Origin of the sequence: Enterobacter cloacae complex sp. 2024EL-00227 (genome assembly GCF_043945315.1) — a bacterium.
GTDB classification, from domain to species: Bacteria; Pseudomonadota; Gammaproteobacteria; order Enterobacterales; family Enterobacteriaceae; genus Enterobacter; species Enterobacter roggenkampii.
Window position 1 is genome coordinate 227742 of sequence record NZ_JBIMQP010000001.1, and the last position, 21514, is coordinate 249255.

General features: G+C 55.5%; 14 protein-coding genes. 8 read left to right on the forward strand and 6 right to left on the reverse strand.

Annotated features, from left to right (window positions below):
• Positions 1-117 precede the first annotated feature (117 nt).
• Entirely contained in the window at positions 118-1470 is a 1353-nt protein-coding gene (gene glpT / locus ACHH0Z_RS01050) for a glycerol-3-phosphate transporter (RefSeq protein ID WP_021241541.1), read from the forward strand.
• An 11-nt stretch (positions 1471-1481) separates the two neighbouring features.
• Positions 1482-2537, forward strand: coding sequence for a glycerophosphodiester phosphodiesterase (gene glpQ / locus ACHH0Z_RS01055; RefSeq protein ID WP_045407690.1), 1056 nt, complete (start codon positions 1482-1484; stop codon positions 2535-2537).
• Positions 2538-2633: 96 nt separating this feature from the next.
• Here the strand turns inward: glpQ and yfaE are convergent, their stop codons facing one another.
• The 4 genes from yfaE to ubiG all read right to left on the reverse strand — a co-directional run bounded on the left by yfaE (position 2634) and on the right by ubiG (position 7435).
• Positions 2634-2888, reverse strand: a complete 255-nt coding sequence (yfaE, locus tag ACHH0Z_RS01060; RefSeq protein WP_045407687.1) for a class I ribonucleotide reductase maintenance protein YfaE — start codon at positions 2886-2888, stop codon at positions 2634-2636.
• Positions 2888-4018, reverse strand: coding sequence for a class Ia ribonucleoside-diphosphate reductase subunit beta (gene nrdB, locus ACHH0Z_RS01065; RefSeq protein ID WP_008500235.1), 1131 nt, complete (start codon positions 4016-4018; stop codon positions 2888-2890). Before nrdB ends, yfaE begins: the two co-directional genes overlap by 1 nt.
• 54 nt (positions 4019-4072) lie before the next feature.
• A complete protein-coding gene (gene nrdA / locus ACHH0Z_RS01070) occupies positions 4073-6358 on the reverse strand; it encodes a class 1a ribonucleoside-diphosphate reductase subunit alpha (RefSeq protein WP_008500237.1) in 2286 nt (761 codons plus the stop codon).
• A 348-nt stretch (positions 6359-6706) separates the two neighbouring features.
• Positions 6707-7435 (reverse strand): bifunctional 2-polyprenyl-6-hydroxyphenol methylase/3-demethylubiquinol 3-O-methyltransferase UbiG, encoded by a 729-nt coding sequence (gene ubiG, locus ACHH0Z_RS01075; RefSeq protein ID WP_021241539.1) that lies wholly within the window; start codon positions 7433-7435, stop codon positions 6707-6709.
• A gap of 146 nt (positions 7436-7581) precedes the next feature.
• On the opposite strand from ubiG, the gene gyrA reads away from it, so the two are divergent.
• Together gyrA and rcsC are read left to right on the forward strand one after the other, a co-directional pair.
• A complete protein-coding gene (gyrA, locus tag ACHH0Z_RS01080; protein ID WP_008500239.1) occupies positions 7582-10218 on the forward strand; it encodes a DNA topoisomerase (ATP-hydrolyzing) subunit A in 2637 nt (878 codons plus the stop codon).
• A 135-nt stretch (positions 10219-10353) separates the two neighbouring features.
• A complete protein-coding gene (rcsC, locus tag ACHH0Z_RS01085; protein WP_045407685.1) occupies positions 10354-13200 on the forward strand; it encodes a two-component system sensor histidine kinase RcsC in 2847 nt (948 codons plus the stop codon).
• A 112-nt stretch (positions 13201-13312) separates the two neighbouring features.
• Here rcsC and rcsB read toward each other — a convergent pair whose 3' ends face one another.
• Both rcsB and rcsD read right to left on the reverse strand, forming a co-directional pair.
• Entirely contained in the window at positions 13313-13963 is a 651-nt protein-coding gene (gene rcsB / locus ACHH0Z_RS01090) for a response regulator transcription factor RcsB (RefSeq protein WP_003859405.1), read from the reverse strand.
• Between the two features lie 16 nt (positions 13964-13979).
• A complete protein-coding gene (gene rcsD / locus ACHH0Z_RS01095) occupies positions 13980-16652 on the reverse strand; it encodes a phosphotransferase RcsD (protein WP_008500241.1) in 2673 nt (890 codons plus the stop codon).
• Positions 16653-17396: 744 nt separating this feature from the next.
• Between rcsD and ACHH0Z_RS01100 the strand changes: the two genes are divergently transcribed.
• The 4 genes from ACHH0Z_RS01100 (at position 17397) to alkB (ending at position 21465) form a co-directional block, all read left to right on the forward strand.
• Entirely contained in the window at positions 17397-18509 is a 1113-nt protein-coding gene (locus ACHH0Z_RS01100; RefSeq protein WP_008500242.1) for a porin OmpC, read from the forward strand.
• A 113-nt stretch (positions 18510-18622) separates the two neighbouring features.
• On the forward strand, positions 18623-19678 hold the full coding sequence (gene apbE, locus ACHH0Z_RS01105) for an FAD:protein FMN transferase ApbE (RefSeq protein WP_045407681.1): 1056 nt from the start codon (positions 18623-18625) through the stop codon (positions 19676-19678).
• 72 nt (positions 19679-19750) lie between these two features.
• Positions 19751-20809, forward strand: a complete 1059-nt coding sequence (ada, locus tag ACHH0Z_RS01110) for a bifunctional DNA-binding transcriptional regulator/O6-methylguanine-DNA methyltransferase Ada (RefSeq protein WP_045407678.1) — start codon at positions 19751-19753, stop codon at positions 20807-20809.
• The gene (alkB, locus tag ACHH0Z_RS01115) at positions 20809-21465 is read left to right on the forward strand and encodes a DNA oxidative demethylase AlkB (RefSeq protein ID WP_045407674.1); all 657 of its coding nucleotides are present in this window, start codon (positions 20809-20811) and stop codon (positions 21463-21465) included. The genes ada and alkB overlap by 1 nt, the downstream gene beginning before the upstream one ends.
• Positions 21466-21514 lie beyond the last annotated feature (49 nt).

The window sequence follows — 21514 nt, forward strand, 5'->3', positions numbered from 1 at the left end:
CTGTAACAATCTGTGCGTTGATTCACAGTAACAATCACCGTGATTTCTTAACATCCCCGCCTCTGGAATTCAGGTGCGAGCCACCTGCTCATTCATTTCAAGGCCACGGAGGCTGTTATGCTCAGTATCTTCAAACCTGCGCCCCACAGGGCGCGTCTGCCAGAGGCAGAAATAGATCCGCTCTATCGCCGTCTGCGTTGGCAAATCTTCCTGGGGATCTTCTTCGGGTATGCGGCGTACTACCTTGTACGTAAAAACTTCGCGCTCGCCATGCCGTATCTGGTAGAGCAGGGCTTCTCCCGCGGCGATCTGGGGTTCGCGCTGTCGGGGATATCCATCGCCTACGGTTTTTCCAAATTCATCATGGGTTCCGTGTCGGATCGCTCGAATCCGCGCGTGTTCCTGCCTGCCGGTCTGATCCTGGCGGCAGCGGTGATGCTGTTTATGGGCTTTGTGCCATGGGCAACCTCCAGCATTGCCATCATGTTCGTGCTGCTGTTCCTCTGCGGCTGGTTCCAGGGAATGGGGTGGCCGCCGTGCGGACGCACCATGGTGCACTGGTGGTCGCAGAAAGAGCGCGGCGGCATCGTGTCGGTGTGGAACTGCGCCCATAACGTGGGCGGCGGTATTCCGCCGCTGCTGTTCCTGCTGGGGATGGCCTGGTTCAACGACTGGCACGCGGCGCTCTACATGCCTGCCTTTGGCGCTATTCTGGTGGCGATTATTGCCTTCGCCCTGATGCGCGATACGCCGCAGTCCTGCGGCCTGCCGCCGATTGAAGAGTACAAAAATGACTATCCGGATGATTACAGCGAGAAGCACGAAGAAGAGCTGACCGCGAAGCAAATCTTCATGAAGTACGTCCTGCCGAACAAGCTGCTGTGGTACATCGCGGTCGCCAACGTGTTCGTTTATCTCCTGCGCTACGGCATTCTGGACTGGTCCCCGACCTACCTGAAAGAGGTGAAGCACTTCGCGCTGGATAAATCCTCCTGGGCGTACTTCCTGTATGAATACGCCGGTATCCCGGGCACCCTGATTTGCGGCTGGATGTCTGACAAGGTGTTTAAGGGCAACCGCGGTGCGACGGGCGTCTTCTTTATGACCCTGGTGACTATCGCAACGGTAGTGTACTGGCTCAACCCGCCGGGAAATCCGGGTGTGGATATGGCCTGTATGATCGTCATCGGCTTCCTGATTTACGGTCCGGTGATGCTGATCGGTCTGCACGCCCTGGAGCTGGCGCCGAAGAAAGCGGCAGGCACGGCGGCGGGCTTTACCGGCCTGTTCGGCTACCTCGGCGGTTCGGTCGCGGCGAGCGCCATCGTGGGCTATACCGTTGACTTCTTCGGCTGGGACGGCGGCTTTATGGTGATGATCGGCGGCAGCGTGCTGGCGGTACTGCTGCTGGTTGTTGTGATGATCGGGGAAAAACGTCACCACGCGGAAGTGCTGGCGCGTCGTCAATAAGGAGCTTTGCGATGAAATTAACTCAGTTAGCAACCGGCCTGCTGCTGGCGGGCCTGATGACAGGCTCCGCGCTGGCGGCGGATAAAATCGTTATTGCCCACCGCGGTGCGAGCGGCTATCTGCCGGAGCATACGCTCCCGGCGAAAGCGATGGCCTATGCGCAAGGCGCGGATTACCTGGAGCAGGATCTGGTGATGACGAAGGACGACCAGCTGGTCGTCCTGCACGACCATTATCTTGACCGCGTGACGGACGTGGCAGAGCGTTTCCCGAATCGCGCCCGCAAAGATGGCCGCTTCTACGCCATTGACTTCACGCTGGCGGAGATCCGCTCCCTGAAGTTCACCGAAGGCTTCGAGATTGAAAACGGCAAGAAGGTGCAGGTCTATCCGGGACGTTTCCCGATGGGCAAATCTGACTTCCGGATCCATACCTTCCAGGAAGAGATTGAGTTTGTTCAGGGGCTGAACCACTCCACCGGTAAAAACATCGGCATCTACCCGGAAATCAAAGCCCCATGGTTCCACCATCAGGAAGGGAAAGACATTGCCGCGAAGACGCTGGAGGTGCTCAAACAGTACGGCTACACCAGCAAGCAGGACAAAGTCTACCTGCAGTGTTTTGACGCCGCCGAGCTGAAGCGCATCAAAACCGAGCTGGAGCCGAAGATGGGGATGGATCTCAATCTGGTGCAGCTGATTGCCTATACCGACTGGAATGAAACCCAGGAGAAGCAGCCGGACGGCAAGTGGGTGAACTACAGCTACGACTGGATGTTTAAGCCGGGTGCGATGAAGCAGATTGCGCAGTACGCCGACGGCATCGGGCCGGATTACCACATGCTGGTGGCGGAAGGCTCAACGCCGGGACACGTGAAGCTGACGGCGATGGTGAAAGAGGCGCATGCCAGCAAGATGCAGGTGCATCCGTACACCGTGCGTGCAGACCAGCTGCCGCCGTATGCCACGGATGTGAATCAGCTTTATGAGGTGTTGTATAACCAGGCGGGCGTGGACGGACTGTTTACGGATTTCCCGGATAAAGCGGTCAGCTTCCTGAAGGATTAACGCTGAAATTGCCGGGTGGCGGCTGCGCCTTACCCGGCCTACGAACTGCGGTTTTGTAGGTCGGGTAAGCGAAGCGCCACCCGACACCCGACACCATCACATCTCGATCTCGATATCGCCTTTTGCCCGGCAGCAGCAGGGCAAAATTTCCCCTTCGTTGATAAAGGCCAGCGGTTCGGTCAGCCAGTCCACCTGGCCGGCGACCAGACGGCAGCGGCAAGAGCCGCAGTAGCCGGAACGACACTGGTACTCTACTTCGACCTGATGCGCCTCAAGCGCTACCAGCAGAGAAGGGTGCTCTTCCCGACACAGTACCTCAGTGCCGGAAAGACGTAACGTGACGCGTGGCATCAGAGCTGGAAGTCGCTCAGGTCGTCGGTGTTGACTTCAGAATCAATCTGACCGACCAGATAAGAACTCACTTCCACTTCCTGCGGCGCAACCTGCACGTTATCGGACACCAGCCAGGTGTTGATCCACGGGATAGGGTTAGAGCGCGTCTGGAACGGCAGGTCGAGACCGACCGCCTGCATGCGGATGTTGGTGATGTACTCAACGTACTGGCACAGGATGTCTTTGTTCAGGCCAATCATGGAGCCGTCGCGGAACAGGTAGTCTGCCCACTCTTTCTCCTGCTGAGCCGCCAGCACGAACAGGTCGTAGCACTCCTGCTTGCACTCTTCGGCGATTTCCGCCATCTCCGGATCGTCCGTGCCGCTGCGCAGCAGGTTCAGCATGTGCTGGGTACCGGTCAGGTGCAGGGCTTCATCGCGGGCAATCAGACGGATGATTTTGGCGTTGCCTTCCATCAGCTTGCGCTCGGCAAAGGCGAAGGAGCAGGCGAAGCTGACGTAGAAGCGGATCGCTTCCAGCGCGTTAACACTCATCAGGCACAGGTACAGCTGTTTTTTCAGCGCGCGCAGGTTCACGGTGATGGTTTTACCGTTCACATGGTGAGTGCCTTCGCCCAGCAGGTGCCAGTAGCTGGTCATCTCGATCAGCTCATCATAGTAATGGGCAATGCCTTCCGCGCGCTTCTGGATCTGCTCGTTGGTGACGATATCGTCAAATACCACCGCCGGATCGTTCACGATGTTGCGGATGATGTGTGTGTAAGAGCGGGAGTGGATCGTCTCGGAGAACGCCCAGGTTTCCACCCAGGTTTCCAGCTCAGGAATCGAGATCAGCGGCAGCAGCGCCACGTTCGGGCTACGGCCCTGGATGGAGTCCAGCAGCGTCTGGTACTTCAGGTTGCTGATGAAGATATGTTTTTCGTGATCCGGCAGAGACTGGTAGTCAATACGGTCGCGGGAGACGTCCACTTCTTCCGGACGCCAGAAGAAGGAGAGTTGCTTTTCAATCAGCTTTTCGAAGATGTCATATTTTTGCTGATCGTAGCGTGCCACGTTGACCGGCTGGCCGAAGAACATCGGCTCTTTGAGCTGGTCGTTTTTCGTCTGTGAAAAGGTGGTATATGCCATGAGTGTGTCCTAAAAACGTAGGCCGGGTAAGCGTAGCGCCACCCGGCATTTACATTAGATCTTACATGCGCCGCTTTCGCAGCCATCGTCCTGAATTGACGGAACCAGGTCATCCTGCGCGTCTTCCGCACCGTCACGGGTGTTGTGATAGTACAGCGTTTTCACGCCAAACTTGTAGGCGGTGAGCAGGTCTTTCAGCAATTGCTGCATCGGAACCTTGCCGGACGGGAAGCGCGTCGGGTCATAGTTGGTATTGGCAGAGATCGACTGGTCGATAAACTTCTGCATGATACCCACCAGCTGCAGGTAGCCGTCGTTGTTTGGCATTTCCCACAGCAGCTCGTAGTTGTCACCCAGCGTCTCGTAATCCGGTACCACCTGACGCAGCACGCCGTCTTTCGAGGCTTTGATGCTGACGTGGCCGCGCGGCGGCTCAATACCGTTGGTGGCGTTAGAGATCTGCGAAGAGGTCTCAGACGGCATCAGGGCAGAGAGCGTGGAGTTACGCAGGCCGTGAGTCTTGATGGACTCGCGCAGGCCTTCCCAGTCGAGGTGCAGCGGCTCGCTGACGATCGCATCCAGGTCTTTCTTGTAAGTGTCGATTGGCAGAATGCCTTTCGCGTAGGTGGTTTCGTTGAACCACGGGCACGCGCCTTGCTCTTTCGCCAGCTCGTTGGACGCTTTCATCAGGTAGTACTGAATCGCTTCGAACGTCTGGTGCGTCAGGTTGTTGGCGCTGCCGTCGGAGTAACGCTTGCCGTTTTTCGCCAGCCAGTAGGCGAAGTTGATCACGCCGATACCCAGGGTACGACGCCCCATCGCACCGCGTTTCGCGGCCGGGATTGGGTAATCCTGGTAGTCCAGCAGGGCGTCGAGCGCACGAACCGCCAGCACGGCCAGCTCTTCCAGCTCGTCCAGGCTCTTGATGGCACCCAGGTTGAACGCGGACAGCGTACACAGCGCAATTTCACCGTTTTCGTCGTTCACGTCTTCCAGCGGTTTGGTCGGCAGGGCGATCTCCAGGCACAGGTTAGACTGGCGCACTGGTGCAACCACCGGATCAAACGGGCTGTGGGTGTTGCAGTGGTCAACGTTCTGGATGTAGATACGGCCGGTAGAGGCACGTTCCTGCATCATCAGGGAGAACAGGTCCACCGCCTTCACGCGCTGCTTGCGGATGCTGTCGTCTTTTTCGTATTTGGTGTACAGACGCTCGAATTCGTCCTGATCGGCGAAGAACGCGTCATACAGGCCCGGGACGTCGGACGGGCTGAACAGGGTGATCTCTTCGCCCTTCAGCAGACGGGTGTACATCAGCTTGTTGATCTGCACGCCGTAGTCCATGTGACGCACGCGGTTGCCTTCAACACCACGGTTGTTTTTCAGGACCAGCAGGCTTTCCACTTCCAGGTGCCACATAGGGTAGAACAGGGTCGCAGCACCGCCGCGCACGCCGCCCTGAGAGCAGGATTTTACTGCCGTCTGGAAGTGCTTATAGAACGGGATACAGCCGGTGTGGAACGCTTCACCGCCGCGAATCGGGCTGCCCAGCGCACGGATGCGACCGGCGTTGATGCCGATACCGGCACGCTGGGAAACGTATTTCACGATGGCGCTGGAGGTCGCGTTGATGGAATCCAGGCTGTCACCACACTCGATCAGTACGCAGGAGCTGAACTGACGGGTTGGGGTGCGCACGCCAGACATGATTGGCGTCGGCAGTGAAATCTTGAACGTCGATACCGCATCGTAGAAACGCTTCACGTAATCCAGACGGGTGTCACGCGGATAGTTAGAGAACAGGCAGGCGGCCACCAGAATATAGAGGAACTGGGCGCTTTCGTAGATCTCACCGGTTACACGGTTCTGAACCAGGTATTTGCCTTCGAGCTGCTTCACCGCCGCGTAGGAGAAGTTCATGTCGCGCCAGTGATCGATAAACCCGTTCATCTGCTCGAACTCTTCTTCCGTATAGTCTTCCAGCAGATGCGTGTCGTATTTGCCCAGCTCAACCATTTTCACCACGTGATCGTAAAGCTTCGGCGGCTCAAACTGGCCGTAGGCTTTTTTACGCAGGTGGAAAATCGCCAGACGTGCAGCGAGGTACTGATAATCCGGTGCTTCGCGGGAGATGAGGTCCGCCGCCGCTTTAATGATCGTTTCGTGGATATCAGACGTTTTGATGCCGTCGTAGAACTGGATGTGTGAACGCAGTTCAACCTGGGAGATAGATACGTTGTTCAGTCCTTCTGCTGCCCAGTCGAGAACTCGATGGATTTTGTCCAGATTGATACGCTCGGTAGTACCGTCGCGCTTTGTCACCAGCAGACTCTGATTCATGTGGGGTTTACCTGTCCGTGAAATAAAAAAATATCCCCCGCTTATCCACAGAACCGTCTTGTGACTAACTCTGTGGATAAATACTACATATAGGGGGTTTGCGATAAGAAAAACGCTATATGGTGAGTATTCTAGTAAGGATTCTTTTCAGTACAAGGGTTGATTTTGACGTTAAATTGAGGTTGTGAAAGGGTAAAAAAGGCTAAGTCCTCGTACCGTAAGGCCTGGAAGACATGTCAATAATTAAGAAAAAAAATTCAAAATTTGATCGAGTGCTGATTTCTTCAACGGGCGGTCAGAATTGCGCAACATGATGTCGCGCAATCTTTATAAGAATAACGAATGACGTTAGTCGTTTTTGGCGGTTGTATGCAACATATAGTTAACATCAACGCCCGGTGCGAGTTTGAATTTATTGGTCAGCGGATTGTAGTGCAGGCCGGTGATGTGCTGCTCCTTGAGCCACGTCTGGTCGACCCAGCTTAACAGTTCCGCAGGCTTGATGAATTTCTTCACGTCATGCGTGCCTTTCGGCACCATGCGCAGCACATACTCCGCGCCAACGACGGCCATCAGCCAGGCTTTACCGTTGCGGTTGATGGTCGAGAAGAAGACCTGTCCACCCGGTTTCACCAGTTTTGCACAGGCGTGCACCACGGACTGCGGATCGGGAACGTGTTCCAGCATCTCCATGCAGGTCACCACATCGTACTGATGGGCATGTTTTGCCGCGTGTTCTTCCACGGTTTCCTGCACGTAGTCCACCTGTATGCCAGACTCCAGCGCATGAAGACGAGCAACCTGCAGCGGTTCAAAGCCCATATCCAGGCCCGTGACGTTCGCCCCTTCGCGCGCCATGCTTTCCGCCAGGATACCGCCACCGCAGCCGACATCGAGCACTTTTTTACCGAACAGACCGCCGGAGCGCTCCGCGATATAGCCCAGACGCAGCGGGTTAATACGGTGCAGCGGTTTGAACTCGCCTTCGAGATCCCACCAGCGGGACGCCACCGCTTCAAATTTGGCAATCTCTTCGTGGTCAACGTTGTGAGCCACCGGGGATTTTTCGGCATTCATGGGCGCTTTTACTCCTTATTTAGCAAGACGAATGAGTATATCAGGCAATCCCTGTGAATAAAGCGTATAGGTTTACCTCAATCACCTCGGCTGTGTTATAATTTGCGACCTTTGAATCCGGGATACAGTAGAGGGATAGCGGTTAGATGAGCGACCTTGCGAGAGAAATTACACCGGTTAACATCGAGGAAGAGCTGAAGAGCTCCTATCTGGACTATGCGATGTCGGTCATTGTTGGCCGTGCGCTGCCGGACGTCCGCGATGGCCTTAAGCCGGTACACCGTCGCGTACTATACGCCATGAACGTATTGGGCAATGACTGGAATAAAGCCTATAAAAAATCTGCCCGCGTCGTCGGTGACGTCATCGGTAAATATCACCCGCATGGTGATACCGCCGTTTATGACACCATCGTTCGTATGGCGCAGCCATTCTCCTTGCGCTACATGCTGGTAGATGGTCAGGGTAACTTTGGTTCAGTCGACGGCGACTCCGCTGCGGCGATGCGTTATACGGAAATCCGTATGTCGAAAATCGCTCATGAGCTGATGGCCGACCTGGAAAAAGAGACCGTTGATTTCGTCGATAACTACGACGGCACCGAGCGCATCCCAGATGTGATGCCCACCAAGATCCCGAACCTGTTAGTGAACGGTTCGTCCGGTATCGCGGTCGGTATGGCAACCAACATTCCGCCGCACAATATCACCGAGGTGATCAACGGCTGTCTGGCTTATATCGACGATGAAGATATCAGCATTGAAGGGCTGATGGCACACATCCCGGGCCCGGACTTCCCGACAGCGGCGATCATCAACGGTCGTCGCGGCATTGAAGAAGCGTACCGTACCGGCCGCGGCAAGATTTACATCCGTGCCCGCGCTGAAGTAGAAGCGGACGCCAAAACCGGCCGTGAAACCATTATTGTTCACGAGATCCCGTATCAGGTGAACAAAGCGCGTCTGATTGAAAAAATCGCCGAGCTGGTAAAAGAAAAACGCGTTGAAGGCATCAGCGCGCTGCGTGACGAGTCTGATAAAGACGGTATGCGCATCGTGATTGAGATCAAACGCGACGCGGTGGGTGAGGTTGTCCTGAATAACCTGTACTCCCAGACGCAGCTTCAGGTCTCCTTCGGTATCAACATGGTTGCGCTGCACCATGGTCAGCCGAAGATCATGAACCTGAAAGAGATCCTGAGCGCGTTCGTCCGTCACCGCCGTGAAGTGGTGACCCGTCGTACCATCTTCGAACTGCGCAAAGCGCGCGACCGTGCGCACATCCTTGAAGCGCTGGCGGTTGCGCTGGCCAACATCGACCCGATCATCGAGCTGATCCGTCGTGCGCCAACCCCGGCGGAAGCGAAAACCGCGCTGGTTTCCCGTCCGTGGGATCTGGGCAACGTCGCCGCGATGCTGGAACGTGCGGGCGATGACGCGGCGCGTCCTGAATGGCTGGAACCTGAGTTCGGCGTGCGTGACGGTCAATACTACCTGACTGAACAGCAGGCCCAGGCGATTCTGGATCTGCGTCTGCAGAAACTGACCGGCCTTGAGCATGAAAAACTGCTCGACGAATACAAAGAGCTGCTGGAACAGATTGCTGAGCTGCTGCATATCCTGGGCAGCGCAGAGCGCCTGATGGAAGTGATTCGCGAAGAGCTGGAGCTGGTTCGCGATCAGTTCGGCGACGAGCGCCGCACCGAAATCACCGCCAACAGCGCGGACATCAACATCGAAGACCTGATCAACCAGGAAGACGTTGTGGTGACCTTGTCTCACCAGGGCTACGTGAAGTATCAGCCGTTAACGGACTACGAAGCACAGCGTCGTGGCGGTAAAGGTAAATCTGCAGCACGTATTAAAGAAGAAGACTTTATTGACCGCCTGCTGGTGGCGAACACCCATGACACGATCCTCTGCTTCTCCAGCCGCGGTCGTCTGTACTGGATGAAAGTCTATCAGCTGCCGGAAGCAAGCCGTGGTGCGCGTGGTCGTCCAATCGTTAACCTGCTGCCGCTGGAAGCGAACGAACGTATCACCGCCATTCTGCCGGTACGCGAGTACGAAGAGGGCGTGAACGTCTTTATGGCGACCGCCAGCGGTACCGTGAAGAAAACCGCGCTAACCGAATTCAGCCGTCCGCGTTCTGCCGGTATTATCGCCGTGAACCTGAACGAAGGCGACGAGCTGATTGGCGTGGATCTGACCTCGGGCTCTGATGAAGTCATGCTCTTCTCTGCGGCCGGTAAAGTGGTGCGCTTCAAAGAAGACGCCGTCCGTGCAATGGGCCGTACCGCGACGGGCGTGCGTGGTATCAAACTGGCTGGCGAAGACAGCGTTGTTTCTCTGATTATTCCGCGCGGTGAAGGGGCTATCCTGACCGTCACGCAGAATGGTTACGGTAAACGTACGGCGGAAGGGGAATACCCAACCAAGTCTCGCGGCACGCAGGGCGTTATCTCCATCAAGGTGACCGAGCGCAACGGTTCCGTTGTCGGCGCGGTGCAGGTAGACGATGCCGACCAGATCATGATGATCACCGATGCCGGTACGCTGGTGCGTACCCGCGTGTCTGAGATCAGCGTGGTGGGTCGTAACACCCAGGGCGTGATCCTCATCCGTACAGCGGAAGATGAAAACGTGGTGGGTCTGCAGCGCGTTGCCGAGCCGGTGGATGACGAAGAGCTCGACTCCATCGACGGTAGCGTCGCGGAAGGCGATGAGGACATCGCGCCAGAAGCCGACACCGACGATGACGTAGCGGATGACGCTGACGAGTAATGTCTCCTGATGCAAAAAAGGGCCGGATTCCGGCCCTTTTCTTTTGCAGAAGCAGATAAGTCAACGTTGCGACCTGGCGCGTTTACCGCTACCTTAACCACATTCTTTTGACCCCGACGGCGGAGCCTCGCCCCCTTGAAATACCTCGTCTCCTTTCGTACTACGCTGAAAGTCTCTCGCTATCTGTTTAGAGCGCTGGCGCTCCTGCTTTGGCTGCTGGTGGCCTTGTTCTCGGTGTTTTACATCGTTAATGCGCTGCATCAGAAAGAAGCGGAGATCCGCCAGGAGTTTAACTTAAGCTCCGACCAGGCCCAGCGCTACATTCAGCGAACGTCTGACGTCATGAAGGAGTTGAAGTATATTGCCGAGAATCGTCTGACGGCGGAAAACGGTATTCTTGCGCTCCGCGGGCGTAACGACAAAACCGAAGTTCCGGACTTCCAGCCGCTGTTCCCGGATTCCGATTGCTCCACCATGAGCAATACCTGGCGCGGGTCGCTGGAATCGCTAGCCTGGTTTATGCGCTACTGGCGCGACAACTTCTCCGCCGCCTATGACCTGAACCGCGTCTTCCTGATTGGCAGCGAAAATCTCTGCATGGCTGACTTTGGCCTGCGCGACGTGCCCGTTGAACGTGACAATGCGCTGAAAAGCCTGCATGAACGTATTGTGAAATACCGCAATGCACCACAGGACGAGCGCGGGAATAACATCTTCTGGGTGAGCCAGGGCCCGCGCCCCGGCGTGGGCTATTTCTATGCCCTGACGCCGGTTTATCTCGGTAATCGCCTGCAGGCGCTGATGGGGATTGAGCAGACCATCCGCATGGAAAACTTCTTCACCCCTGGCAGCCTGCCCATGGGGGTGACCATTCTGGATGAAAACGGCCATCAGCTGATCTCGCTTGCCGGGCCCGATAACCGGCTGAACGTCGAACCGCACTGGATGCAGGAGCGGTCGTGGTTTGGCTATACCTCGGGCTTCCGCGAGCTGGTGCTGAAGAAGAGCCTGCCGCCTTCGTCGCTGAGTATCGTCTATTCGCTGCCGGTGGATATGGTACTTGAGCGGATACGCATTCTTATCATGAATGCGATTCTGCTCAACCTGCTGGCGGGGGGCGCGCTGTTTACGCTGGCGCGCATGTATGAGCGGAAAATCTTTATTCCCGCCGAAAGCGACGCCCAGCGCCTGGAGGAACACGAGCAGTTTAACCGCAAGATTGTTGCCTCGGCGCCGGTGGGGATCTGTATCCTGCGTACCCAGGACGGGACCAACATCCTGAGTAACGAACTGGCGCATAACTACCTGAACATGCTGACGCACGAAGACCGGCAGAGGCTGACGCAGATTATCTGCGGTCAGCAGGTTAACTTCGTTGACGTGCTCACCAGTACGCACACCAACCTGCAGATCAGCTTTGTCCATTCCCGCTATCGCAATGAAAACGTGGCGATTTGCGTGCTGGTGGATGTCTCCGCGCGCGTGAAGATGGAAGAGTCGTTGCAGGAGATGGCGCAGGCGGCGGAGCAGGCCAGCCAGTCAAAATCCATGTTCCTTGCGACCGTCAGCCACGAGCTGCGTACGCCGCTGTACGGGATCATCGGTAACCTCGACCTGCTGCAGACTAAAGAGCTGCCGAAAGGCGTCGACCGGCTGGTGACGGCGATGAACAACTCCTCCAGCCTGCTGCTGAAAATCATCAGCGATATTCTCGACTTCTCTAAAATTGAGTCCGAGCAGCTGAAAATCGAGCCGCGCGAGTTTTCACCGCGCGAGGTGATGAACCACATTAGCGCCAACTATCTGCCGCTGGTGGTGCGTAAACAGCTGGGGCTCTACTGCTTTATCGAACCGGACGTGCCGCTGACGCTGCACGGCGATCCGATGCGCCTGCAGCAGGTCATCTCTAACCTGCTCAGCAACGCCATCAAATTTACCGATACCGGCTGTATTGTGTTGCACGTCTGCCGGGCAGGGGATTACCTGAGCATTCGCGTGCGCGACACGGGGGTCGGCATTCCGGCGAAGGAGGTGGTTCGTCTGTTCGATCCGTTCTTCCAGGTCGGTACCGGCGTGCAGCGTAACTTCCAGGGCACCGGACTGGGGCTGGCGATTTGTGAGAAGCTCGTCAGCATGATGGACGGCGATATCTCCGTGGATACCGAGCCCGGCATGGGCAGCCAGTTCACCATCCGCATTCCGCTCTATTCGGCGCAATATCCGGCAAAAACCACGGTAGACGGGCTGAGCGATAAACGCTGCTGGCTGGCGGTGCATAACGCCTCGCTGAATGACTATCTGACGGCGCTGCTGACCCACTGCGGCGTGAGGGTGTGCCGCTATGAAGGTCAAACACCGGACGTTGACGATGTGCTGATCGCCGACGAGATGCAGGAGCAGCAGTGGCAGGGGAGAGGGTCGGTGCTCTTCTGCCGTCGCCACATCGGCATTCCCGTCGAGCGCGCGCCTGGGGAATGGGTACACAGTGTTGCGACGCCGCACGAGCTGTTGAGCCTGCTGGCACGCATCTACAAAGTGGAGCTGGAAGAGCGCGACGGCGCGGGCGGATTGCCGTCACCGGAGTCTCTGGCGTCGGTGAATGACGATATGATGATTCTGGTGGTGGATGACCATCCGATTAACCGCCGCCTGCTGGCTGACCAGCTTGGATCGCTGGGCTACCAGTGCAAAACCGCCAATGACGGCGTCGATGCGCTGAACGTGCTGAGTAAGAATCATATTGATATCGTGCTGAGCGACGTCAACATGCCTAACATGGACGGCTACCGTCTGACGCAGCGCATCCGGCAGCTTGGCCTGACGCTGCCGGTGGTGGGCGTAACGGCGAACGCGCTGGCGGAAGAGAAGCAGCGCTGTCTGGAGTCAGGCATGGACAGCTGTCTGTCGAAACCGGTGACGCTGGACGTGCTGAAGCAGACATTGTCGATTTACGCGGAGCGCGTGAGAAAAACGAGAATATAAAAAAGGCCCGGAAGGGCCTTTTTTTATTTGCCCGGCGACGCTGCGCTTGCGCGGGCCTGCGGGGTCTGTAGGCCGGGTAAGCGCCAGCGCCACCCGGCATTTACAGTGGAGATCAATCCTTATCCGTTGCGCTCAGCGTCACGGAGGAGAGATAGTTGAGCAGCGCAATATCATTGTCCACACCCAGTTTCATCATCGCTGATTTCTTCTGGCTGCTGATGGTTTTAATACTGCGGTTCAGCTTCTTGGCAATCTCGGTCACCAGGAAACCTTCTGCGAACAGGCGCAGAACTTCACTCTCTTTCGGCGACAGACGTTTGTCACCGTAGCCACCCGCGCTGATTTTTTCCAGCAGACGAGAAACGCTTTCAGGCGTGAACTTCTTGCCTTTCTGCAGCGCCGCAAGCGCTTTAGGCAGATCGGTCGGCGCGCCCTGTTTCAGCACAATCCCTTCGATATCCAGATCCAGTACCGCGCTCAGGATCGCCGGGTTGTTGTTCATGGTCAGAACAATGATCGAGATATCCGGGAAGTGACGTTTAATATATTTGATGAGCGTGATCCCATCACCGTATTTGTCTCCGGGCATGGAGAGATCGGTAATGAGCACGTGTGCATCAAGCTTTGGGAGGTTATTGATCAGTGCTGTAGAGTCTTCAAATTCACCGACTACATTCACCCACTCGATCTGTTCAAGTGATTTGCGAATACCGAACAGTACAATCGGATGGTCATCGGCAATAATTACGTTCATATTGTTCATGTATAAGGCTACCTTGCTACAGCAAGCTTTTGACGTAGGCGTCAATGTCGCTGATGTATTTTTCAATGCCAGAGGCATCTTTCTCACGAATTAGATGTTCCAGCGTTTCACATAACTGCTTGCCGGGAACCAGATTAAGCATGGCAAACACCCCTTTAAGCCGGTGTGCTGTCTGTGCCAGCGCTGCAAAATCATTCGCAGCGGACTCAGTATACAACCGCTTAACATCATCTGGTACTGTATCAACAAAGAGTGAATAGTATCCGCTGGCGTGAAGCTCGGCATTTTCATTACCGCCAAGCGGGGATTCCGCTATCTCTTCCTGCGCCAGCTGCTCTTCTATTAGTTGTAGTACAGCTTCCTGCATCGCATTGCTTATATTAAAGTTGACGCGCAGCTGGCCAGGGCCGATTTTCCGCACGCCTGACTCATCATCGCTTAAAAGCAAGCCGGAGGCAGTAAGATTAGACGGATTATCAGTTAAAAACAGATCAAATTCTTGACTTGCAAGTCTTTCATCCGGCGTGATGCAGGCCGCCCCCCAATTTTCTAACTGACGAACGACAATATTGCGGATCTCGTTCGAGGTCACATCGACCATCACCACGACATCATCCAGCAGACGTTCTTCATCTTCTTCCTGCGGGTTGGCCGCCATTTTCACGTGCAGAGAATAGCGGGTGCCGAGGGATTCACGGGCTTTGATATTCAGATGGCCGCCGAGCTTGCGCGCCAGCTGATCGCACAGCCAGAAGGTGAGGGCATTGGCCTTGCCGTAGCGATCGCTTTGCGTGTCGTTCAGGAACGGGAAGTGGAGATTATCAATTTCACTCGTGGTGACGCCTTCCCCGGTGTCGAGGATGCGGAACGTCAGGCGGTCTTCTGCCGACTCCTCCGTACTGACTTCGAGGGTGATCTTGCCGATCTGCGTGGTCGTCACCGCGTACTGAATAATCATCAACAGTATGCGGCGCAGCGCTTCACGATCGCCGTGGCGCTCGTCATTTGCCGGAAGATTGTTATTGATCAGCAGCTGCAACCCTTTACGCTTGATCACGGGCAGGACTTCCGGAACCACTTCATCGATCAGGTCCTGAATAGAGAAGAGGGTTGGTGTTCCTTTCCAGAAATCATTCTCCAGCATGTTCGCCAGCTGGATCTCGTCAACCATTCTGACCAGCGAGTCGGCCTGACAGGCAAGCTGGTGGCTTTCTGACGTATTTAACGCCGCCGCCTGGGTCGCCAGCGTTTTTAACGGCTGCTTAAAGGCATCGCCAATATTCTGCATAAATGCGGCGCGCCCCTGCTGGTTTTTCTCATACAGTCTTTGCGCCTGCTTGAGCTTTTTATTCACCAGCACCTCGCGATCCTGATCGCGAATGATGAAAATTTGCGTGCGGGAGGCGACCTGGCTGCGGAACTGACGGATCTCGTACAGCTCATTGTTGATGGTGGCCTGGATCACCCCCTGGTGCTGATCCGCCATGGTGGTGATGTTCTGCAGGTTAAGATGCGGCAGCAGATGGTCGGCAATTTTATTGCTCATTACCGTACGATTCGCTTCCTGATCGTGAACTAAGACCCCAAGCGGCAGCACGGAAATAATCTCTTCATTTAGCGCACGTAACACGCGCAGTTCATTGCTGGTGCCTGCCGGGACCGCAGAGGCGTCGCTCTGACGCCCCGGCTGGAAGCGGAAGGTGCTGTAGCCAAACAGCGCCAGCGCCAGCAGACCGATATTCAGCAGCAGAGGCAGCAGGATATTTTGCAGCGTGTCGAGCAGCAGCGTGCCAAACGGCACTTGCCACACCAGACGCATACCGGTCGAGTTCAGGGATGAGGCAATTTCGATTTTTGAACCGTTAAAGGAGATCGAGACGCTCTCTGCGGCCTCTTTGTCAGACGCCGCACGCATGTTCTGGGTGCTGCTGTCGGGCTCCAGACGGAAGCTATCGAGCGGCATATCCGGCGGGATTAAATCATTAATGGGTAAATCGAAGGCGACCACCGTCGCCAGATGCCCTGGCTGGTTGAAGGTAGTGCGCAGAGTAAAATAATGACCGTTTTGCCAGGCCAGGCGGCGCAGGGAAGAGAAGCTTTCACGTTCATCAAGGGCGTTCGCCTGCTGCAGCATCTCTGCCCGGCGGGAATCGACGATGCTGCCCACGGTGGTCTCTTTAAACCCGGAAGAGAGATCTTTTAACGGCAGCGTTGAGATCAGGATCATGCTGTTGTCCTGACCGTTCAGATAGTACATCGACCACGGCACCGTTTCGGCCCCCCAGAGGGTATCCAGATAGGTCGAAATACGCTGCGTCATCTCAAGCGTCGCGCTGTCGTGAGAGCCAAAAATAAGCGCCTCAGTCTTACGCTGCGGTTTTTCGAGGTAATAGACATCCTGCTTAAGCCGCGTCTCCTGAAGTCCATCTCCGGATGAGGAGGCCGGGGCGGCCGCAATATTGTCGTAAATCTGCCAGGTGGCGTAGCGCCAGGTATCGATGCGCTTATGCACGGCGTGGGTGATATCGACGACCTGATAGCTCTTATCCTTCAGCCAGGCGTTAACCGCGCTTTGTACCATCACCCCCATGGTCACTAACAGCACAACGATCAAAAGAAGAAAGAAACGGGTGATGCTCCCGGGGAGGAGGGAGAATTTGCTCGGGGCGGTGGTTTCAGTCTGACTCATTGATATCTTTAACCCGTCATGGTCATGCTCTGTGGCGATAGGGCAGTATAAAGGGTAATAACTGAATTTCCAGCGCCACCGTCCGGGAACAGGCGACTTTTTCAACGGATAATACCGGCGGCGGGTGGCGCGGTAAACATGTACAAACTCGTCCTGCGCGTACAAATAAAAAGTGCGGCTGGCCAGCAAATAGCACGAATTAACAAGAAATTAAGTTTTACATCAATTGTGTGTTAGCGAACGATCGCTGGGGAGAATTTAGTTAATAGTCGTTACAATTTCGGTGCGGTAGCACAAAAAATGAGGCGTTGCGTAAAGAAAGGTAAAAAAAAAACCGAATGCGAAGCATCCGGCTCAATTAGGGATAAACAGACATTCAAAACTGAAAGACGGTAATAAATAAAGTTAATGATGATAGCGAGAGATATTTTAGAGATTAGCTGCGATCTTGTTTTGTCATTCAGTGCTGTAACGATTTTTATTATAAGTTATTGATTACTGTATGTATGATTTTTCTTTTGATTATAAATGCTAAATTTATAAGCTATTTGTGCTTTGTAAAAGTTCCTTGATATTTACATTTTGAAACATCTTGATGGACAAATGAAACATCTTCAAAGTTTTCGTATCATATTCGCATTGGATTATTCTGTAATTTTGCGGAGAATGAAATTGCCGACTGGTTAATGAGGGTTAACCAGTAAGCAGTGGCAATTATAAGGCATATAACAGAGGGTTAATAAAATGAAAGTTAAAGTACTGTCCCTCCTGGTACCAGCACTCCTGGTGGCAGGCGCAGCAAATGCGGCCGAAATTTATAACAAAGATGGCAACAAATTAGATCTGTACGGCAAAGTCGATGGTCTGCATTATTTCTCTGACGACAAGGGTAACGACGGCGACAAGACCTACATGCGTCTTGGCTTCAAAGGTGAAACTCAGGTTAACGATCAGCTGACCGGTTATGGCCAGTGGGAATACCAGATTCAGGGTAACAAAGACGAAGGCGACAACCAGTCATGGACTCGTGTGGCCTTTGCAGGTCTGAAGTTCGCGGAAGCAGGTTCATTCGATTACGGTCGTAACTACGGCGTGATTTACGACGTGACCTCCTGGACCGACGTTCTGCCTGAATTCGGTGGAGACACCTATGGTGCCGACAACTTCCTCCAGTCTCGTGCTAACGGCGTGGCAACCTACCGTAACCAGGACTTCTTTGGTCTGGTTGATGGCCTGAACTTTGCTCTGCAGTATCAGGGCAAAAACGGCAGCGTAAGCGGTGAAAACACCGACGGTCGCAGCCTGCTGAACCAGAACGGCGATGGCTACGGTGCATCCGTGACCTATAACCTGGGCGAAGGTTTCAGCGTGGGTGGTGCGATGTCCTCCTCCAAACGTACCGCCGATCAGAACGCACTGGGCGTATACGGTAAAGGGGATCACGCAGAAGTCTATTCTGGTGGCCTGAAGTACGATGCCAACAACATCTATCTGGCAGCACAGTACTCTCAGACCTACAACGCAACCCGTTTTGGTACCTCTAACGGCAGCAACCCAACTACCGCTTACGGCTTTGCTAACAAAGCGCAGAACTTCGAAGTGGTTGCTCAGTACCAGTTCGACTTCGGCCTGCGTCCATCCGTGGCTTACCTGCAGTCTAAAGGCAAAGACATCGAAAACTTCGGCGATCAGGATCTGCTGAAATATGTTGATGTGGGTGCGACTTACTACTTCAACAAAAACATGTCCACCTACGTGGATTACAAAATCAACCTGGTTGATGAAAATGAATTCACCCGTCAGGCGGGTATCGGTACTGACGATATCGTCGCGCTGGGTCTGGTTTACCAGTTCTAATCGCGCATCGTGTGACGTAAGGGGCCTGATGGCCCCTTTTTTGTGCCTTTCTGATTCTCACAACTCACCCGTTTTGGTGTACTCTTGCCGCCCTGGCATGAGGATAATAATGAATGGACATGACTTTTTTACGCGCCAGCTTTCTGGCTATGCTTTTTTTCCTGACCGCGTGTAACGATCCCACACCCGTGGCGAAAACCGACGCACCTGCCGCGACGGTGCTCGAAGGCAAAACGATGGGCACCTTCTGGCGCGTCAGCGTGATGAACCTCGATAAAACGCGCACGGATGAGCTTCGCGGCAAAATCCAGGCACAGCTGGACGCCGACGATCAGCTGCTGTCGACCTATAAAAATGACTCGGCGCTGATGCGCTTTAACCTCTCAACCAGCACCTCTCTGTGGCCGGTGAGCGAGGCGATGGTCGATATCGTGACCGAGGCAATGCGCGTAGGTTATAAAACCAACGGGGCGATGGATGTCACCGTCGGCCCTCTGGTGAACCTCTGGGGATTTGGCCCGAATAAACAGCCGGTGAAGACGCCCGAACAGGCGGCCATTGATGACGCCCGCGCCCGGACCGGGCTACAGCATCTGACCGTCATCAACCAGTACGGACAGCAGTACCTGCAAAAAGATATCCCCGATCTGTTTGTCGATCTGTCGACGGTCGGAGAAGGCTATGCGGCGGATCATCTTGCTGCACTGATGGCGCAGGAGGGGATTTCCCGTTATCTGGTCTCCGTGGGCGGCGCGTTGGTCAGTCGGGGCATGAACGCCAGCGATAAACCGTGGCGCGTGGCGATTCAAAAACCGACGGATCGGCAAAATGCCGTGCAGGCAATAGTGGATATCAACGGACATGGCATCAGCACTTCCGGAAGCTATCGCAACTATTACGAGCTTGACGGGAAGCGTATTTCGCACGTGATTGATCCGCAGACCGGTCGCCCCATCACGCATAACCTGGTCTCGGTGACGGTCATTGCCCCCACCGCGCTGGAAGCGGATGCCTGGGATACCGGATTAATGGTTCTTGGCCCTGAGAAAGCAAAAGAGGTGGTCCGTCAGGAAGGGCTGGCGGTTTATATGATCACCAAAGAGGGCGACGGGTTTAAAACCTGGAGCTCGCCGCAGTTCAACAGTTTCCTGGTCAGCGACAAAAATTAAAAAGCAAGGTTGCGGGTTTTTTATCGGTGGCGCTCAGGCACGCTCTATGTATGCTTATACGAGGAGCCGATCATGAAAAAACCAACCTTCACTACCGATGAGGATCGCTGGCAGGCCGTGCTGGCCCGCGATCCGCTCGCTGACGATCAGTTTGTCTTCGCCGTGCAGACGACCGGTATTTTCTGCCGTCCGTCATGCCGCGCCCGCCACGCGCTGCGTAAAAATGTCCGCTTTTATCCCGATGCCCGGCACGCCGCTCAGGCGGGCTTTCGTCCGTGCAAGCGCTGCATGCCGGACAAGCGCGATCCGCAGGCGCAAAAGCTGGCAAAAGTGGAACACGCCTGCCGGCTTCTGGAGCAGGATCCTGCGCTAACTCTGGAGAGGCTGGCGGAGCAGGTTGCCATGAGTCCTTTCCATTTCCACCGCCTGTTTAAATCCGTGACCGGCATGACGCCAAAAGCCTGGCAGCAAGCGGCGCGGGGTCAGCGTCTGCGCACCGCGCTTGCGCAGGGAGACAAAATTACCGATGCCGTGCTGGCAGCGGGATTTCCCGACAGCAGCAGCTATTATCGTAAAGCCAACGATGCGTTGGGCATGACGGCGAAGCAGTACCGTAAAGGAGAGGTGGCCGTTCGGTATGCCATCGATGACTGTTCGTTAGGACGCTGTCTGGTCGCCGAAAGCGAGCGGGGGATCTGCGCGATTCTGCTGGGTGACACCGATGCTGAATTAACCGCAGAGCTTGCCACGCAATTTCCAAAAGCAACGCACGCGCCGCGGGACGACGCCTTCGTACAGCGGATCCACCAGGTCATTGCCAGTATTGATAACCGCGACGTACCGCTTGCGCTGCCGCTGGATATTCGCGGTACCGCGTTCCAGCAGCGCGTCTGGCAGGCCCTTCGCGCAATTCCCTGCGGTGAAACGGCAAGTTACCAGCAGGTGGCGCAGGCGATTGGTCAGCCCAGTGCGGTACGCGCCGTCGCCGGAGCCTGTGCGGCCAACACGCTGGCGATTGTGATCCCCTGTCATCGCGCGGTTCGCAACGACGGCGCACTGTCTGGCTATCGCTGGGGGGCGGCGCGAAAAGCGCTCTTACTGAAACGTGAGGCGAAACGCCGGGAGGGATAATGCTCGATCTTTTTGCGGATGCTGAACCCTGGCAGGAGCCGCTTGCGCCGGGGGCAGCGATCCTGCGCCGCTTTGCTCTCTCCCGTGCGGAGGCGTTGCTTGCCGGTATTGAAGAGGTCACAGCGGCTTCACCGTTTCGCCATATGGTGACGCCGGGCGGCTACACCATGTCGGTGGCCATGGCCAACTGCGGCGAACTGGGCTGGGCGACAAACGAACGTGGGTATGTGTATGCTCCGAACGATCCCACGACAGGTCGGCCGTGGCCTCCCATGCCTGCGGTTTTCCAGGCACTTTGTCACGAGGCTGCCGTGGCGGCGGATTATCCTGACTTCCGTCCTGACGCCTGTCTGATCAACCGCTACGCCGTCGGGGCGAAGCTCTCGCTGCATCAGGACAAGGATGAGCCCGATCTGCGCGCGCCTATCGTTTCGGTATCGTTAGGCCTGCCCGCCGTCTTTCAGTTTGGGGGATTACGCCGCAACGATCCGCTCAAACGCATCATGCTGGAACATGGCGATGTGGTGGTGTGGGGCAGGGAATCGCGGCTTTACTATCACGGCATTCAGCCGCTGAAACCCGGCGTTCACCCCCTCACGGGCGAGTACCGCTTTAATCTGACCTTCCGTCAGGCGGGGATGCGTAAACTAAAATAAGAATTATTCTTGATGTCCGCGCAGGGCAGTTTACACTGCTCGCTGATTT

What these genes read in the sequence shown, in the direction of transcription:
- glpT (WP_021241541.1), top strand. Translation starts at nt 118, where the DNA reads ATGCTCAGTATCTTCAAACCTGCGCCCCACAGGGCGCGTCTGCCAGAG.
- glpQ (WP_045407690.1), top strand. Translation starts at nt 1,482, where the DNA reads ATGAAATTAACTCAGTTAGCAACCGGCCTGCTGCTGGCGGGCCTGATG.
- yfaE (WP_045407687.1), bottom strand. Translation starts at nt 2,888, where the DNA reads ATGCCACGCGTCACGTTACGTCTTTCCGGCACTGAGGTACTGTGTCGG.
- nrdB (WP_008500235.1), bottom strand. Translation starts at nt 4,018, where the DNA reads ATGGCATATACCACCTTTTCACAGACGAAAAACGACCAGCTCAAAGAG.
- nrdA (WP_008500237.1), bottom strand. Translation starts at nt 6,358, where the DNA reads ATGAATCAGAGTCTGCTGGTGACAAAGCGCGACGGTACTACCGAGCGT.
- ubiG (WP_021241539.1), bottom strand. Translation starts at nt 7,435, where the DNA reads ATGAATGCCGAAAAATCCCCGGTGGCTCACAACGTTGACCACGAAGAG.
- gyrA (WP_008500239.1), top strand. Translation starts at nt 7,582, where the DNA reads ATGAGCGACCTTGCGAGAGAAATTACACCGGTTAACATCGAGGAAGAG.
- rcsB (WP_003859405.1), bottom strand. Translation starts at nt 13,963, where the DNA reads ATGAACAATATGAACGTAATTATTGCCGATGACCATCCGATTGTACTG.
- rcsD (WP_008500241.1), bottom strand. Translation starts at nt 16,652, where the DNA reads ATGAGTCAGACTGAAACCACCGCCCCGAGCAAATTCTCCCTCCTCCCC.
- ACHH0Z_RS01100 (WP_008500242.1), top strand. Translation starts at nt 17,397, where the DNA reads ATGAAAGTTAAAGTACTGTCCCTCCTGGTACCAGCACTCCTGGTGGCA.
- apbE (WP_045407681.1), top strand. Translation starts at nt 18,623, where the DNA reads ATGGACATGACTTTTTTACGCGCCAGCTTTCTGGCTATGCTTTTTTTC.
- ada (WP_045407678.1), top strand. Translation starts at nt 19,751, where the DNA reads ATGAAAAAACCAACCTTCACTACCGATGAGGATCGCTGGCAGGCCGTG.
- alkB (WP_045407674.1), top strand. Translation starts at nt 20,809, where the DNA reads ATGCTCGATCTTTTTGCGGATGCTGAACCCTGGCAGGAGCCGCTTGCG.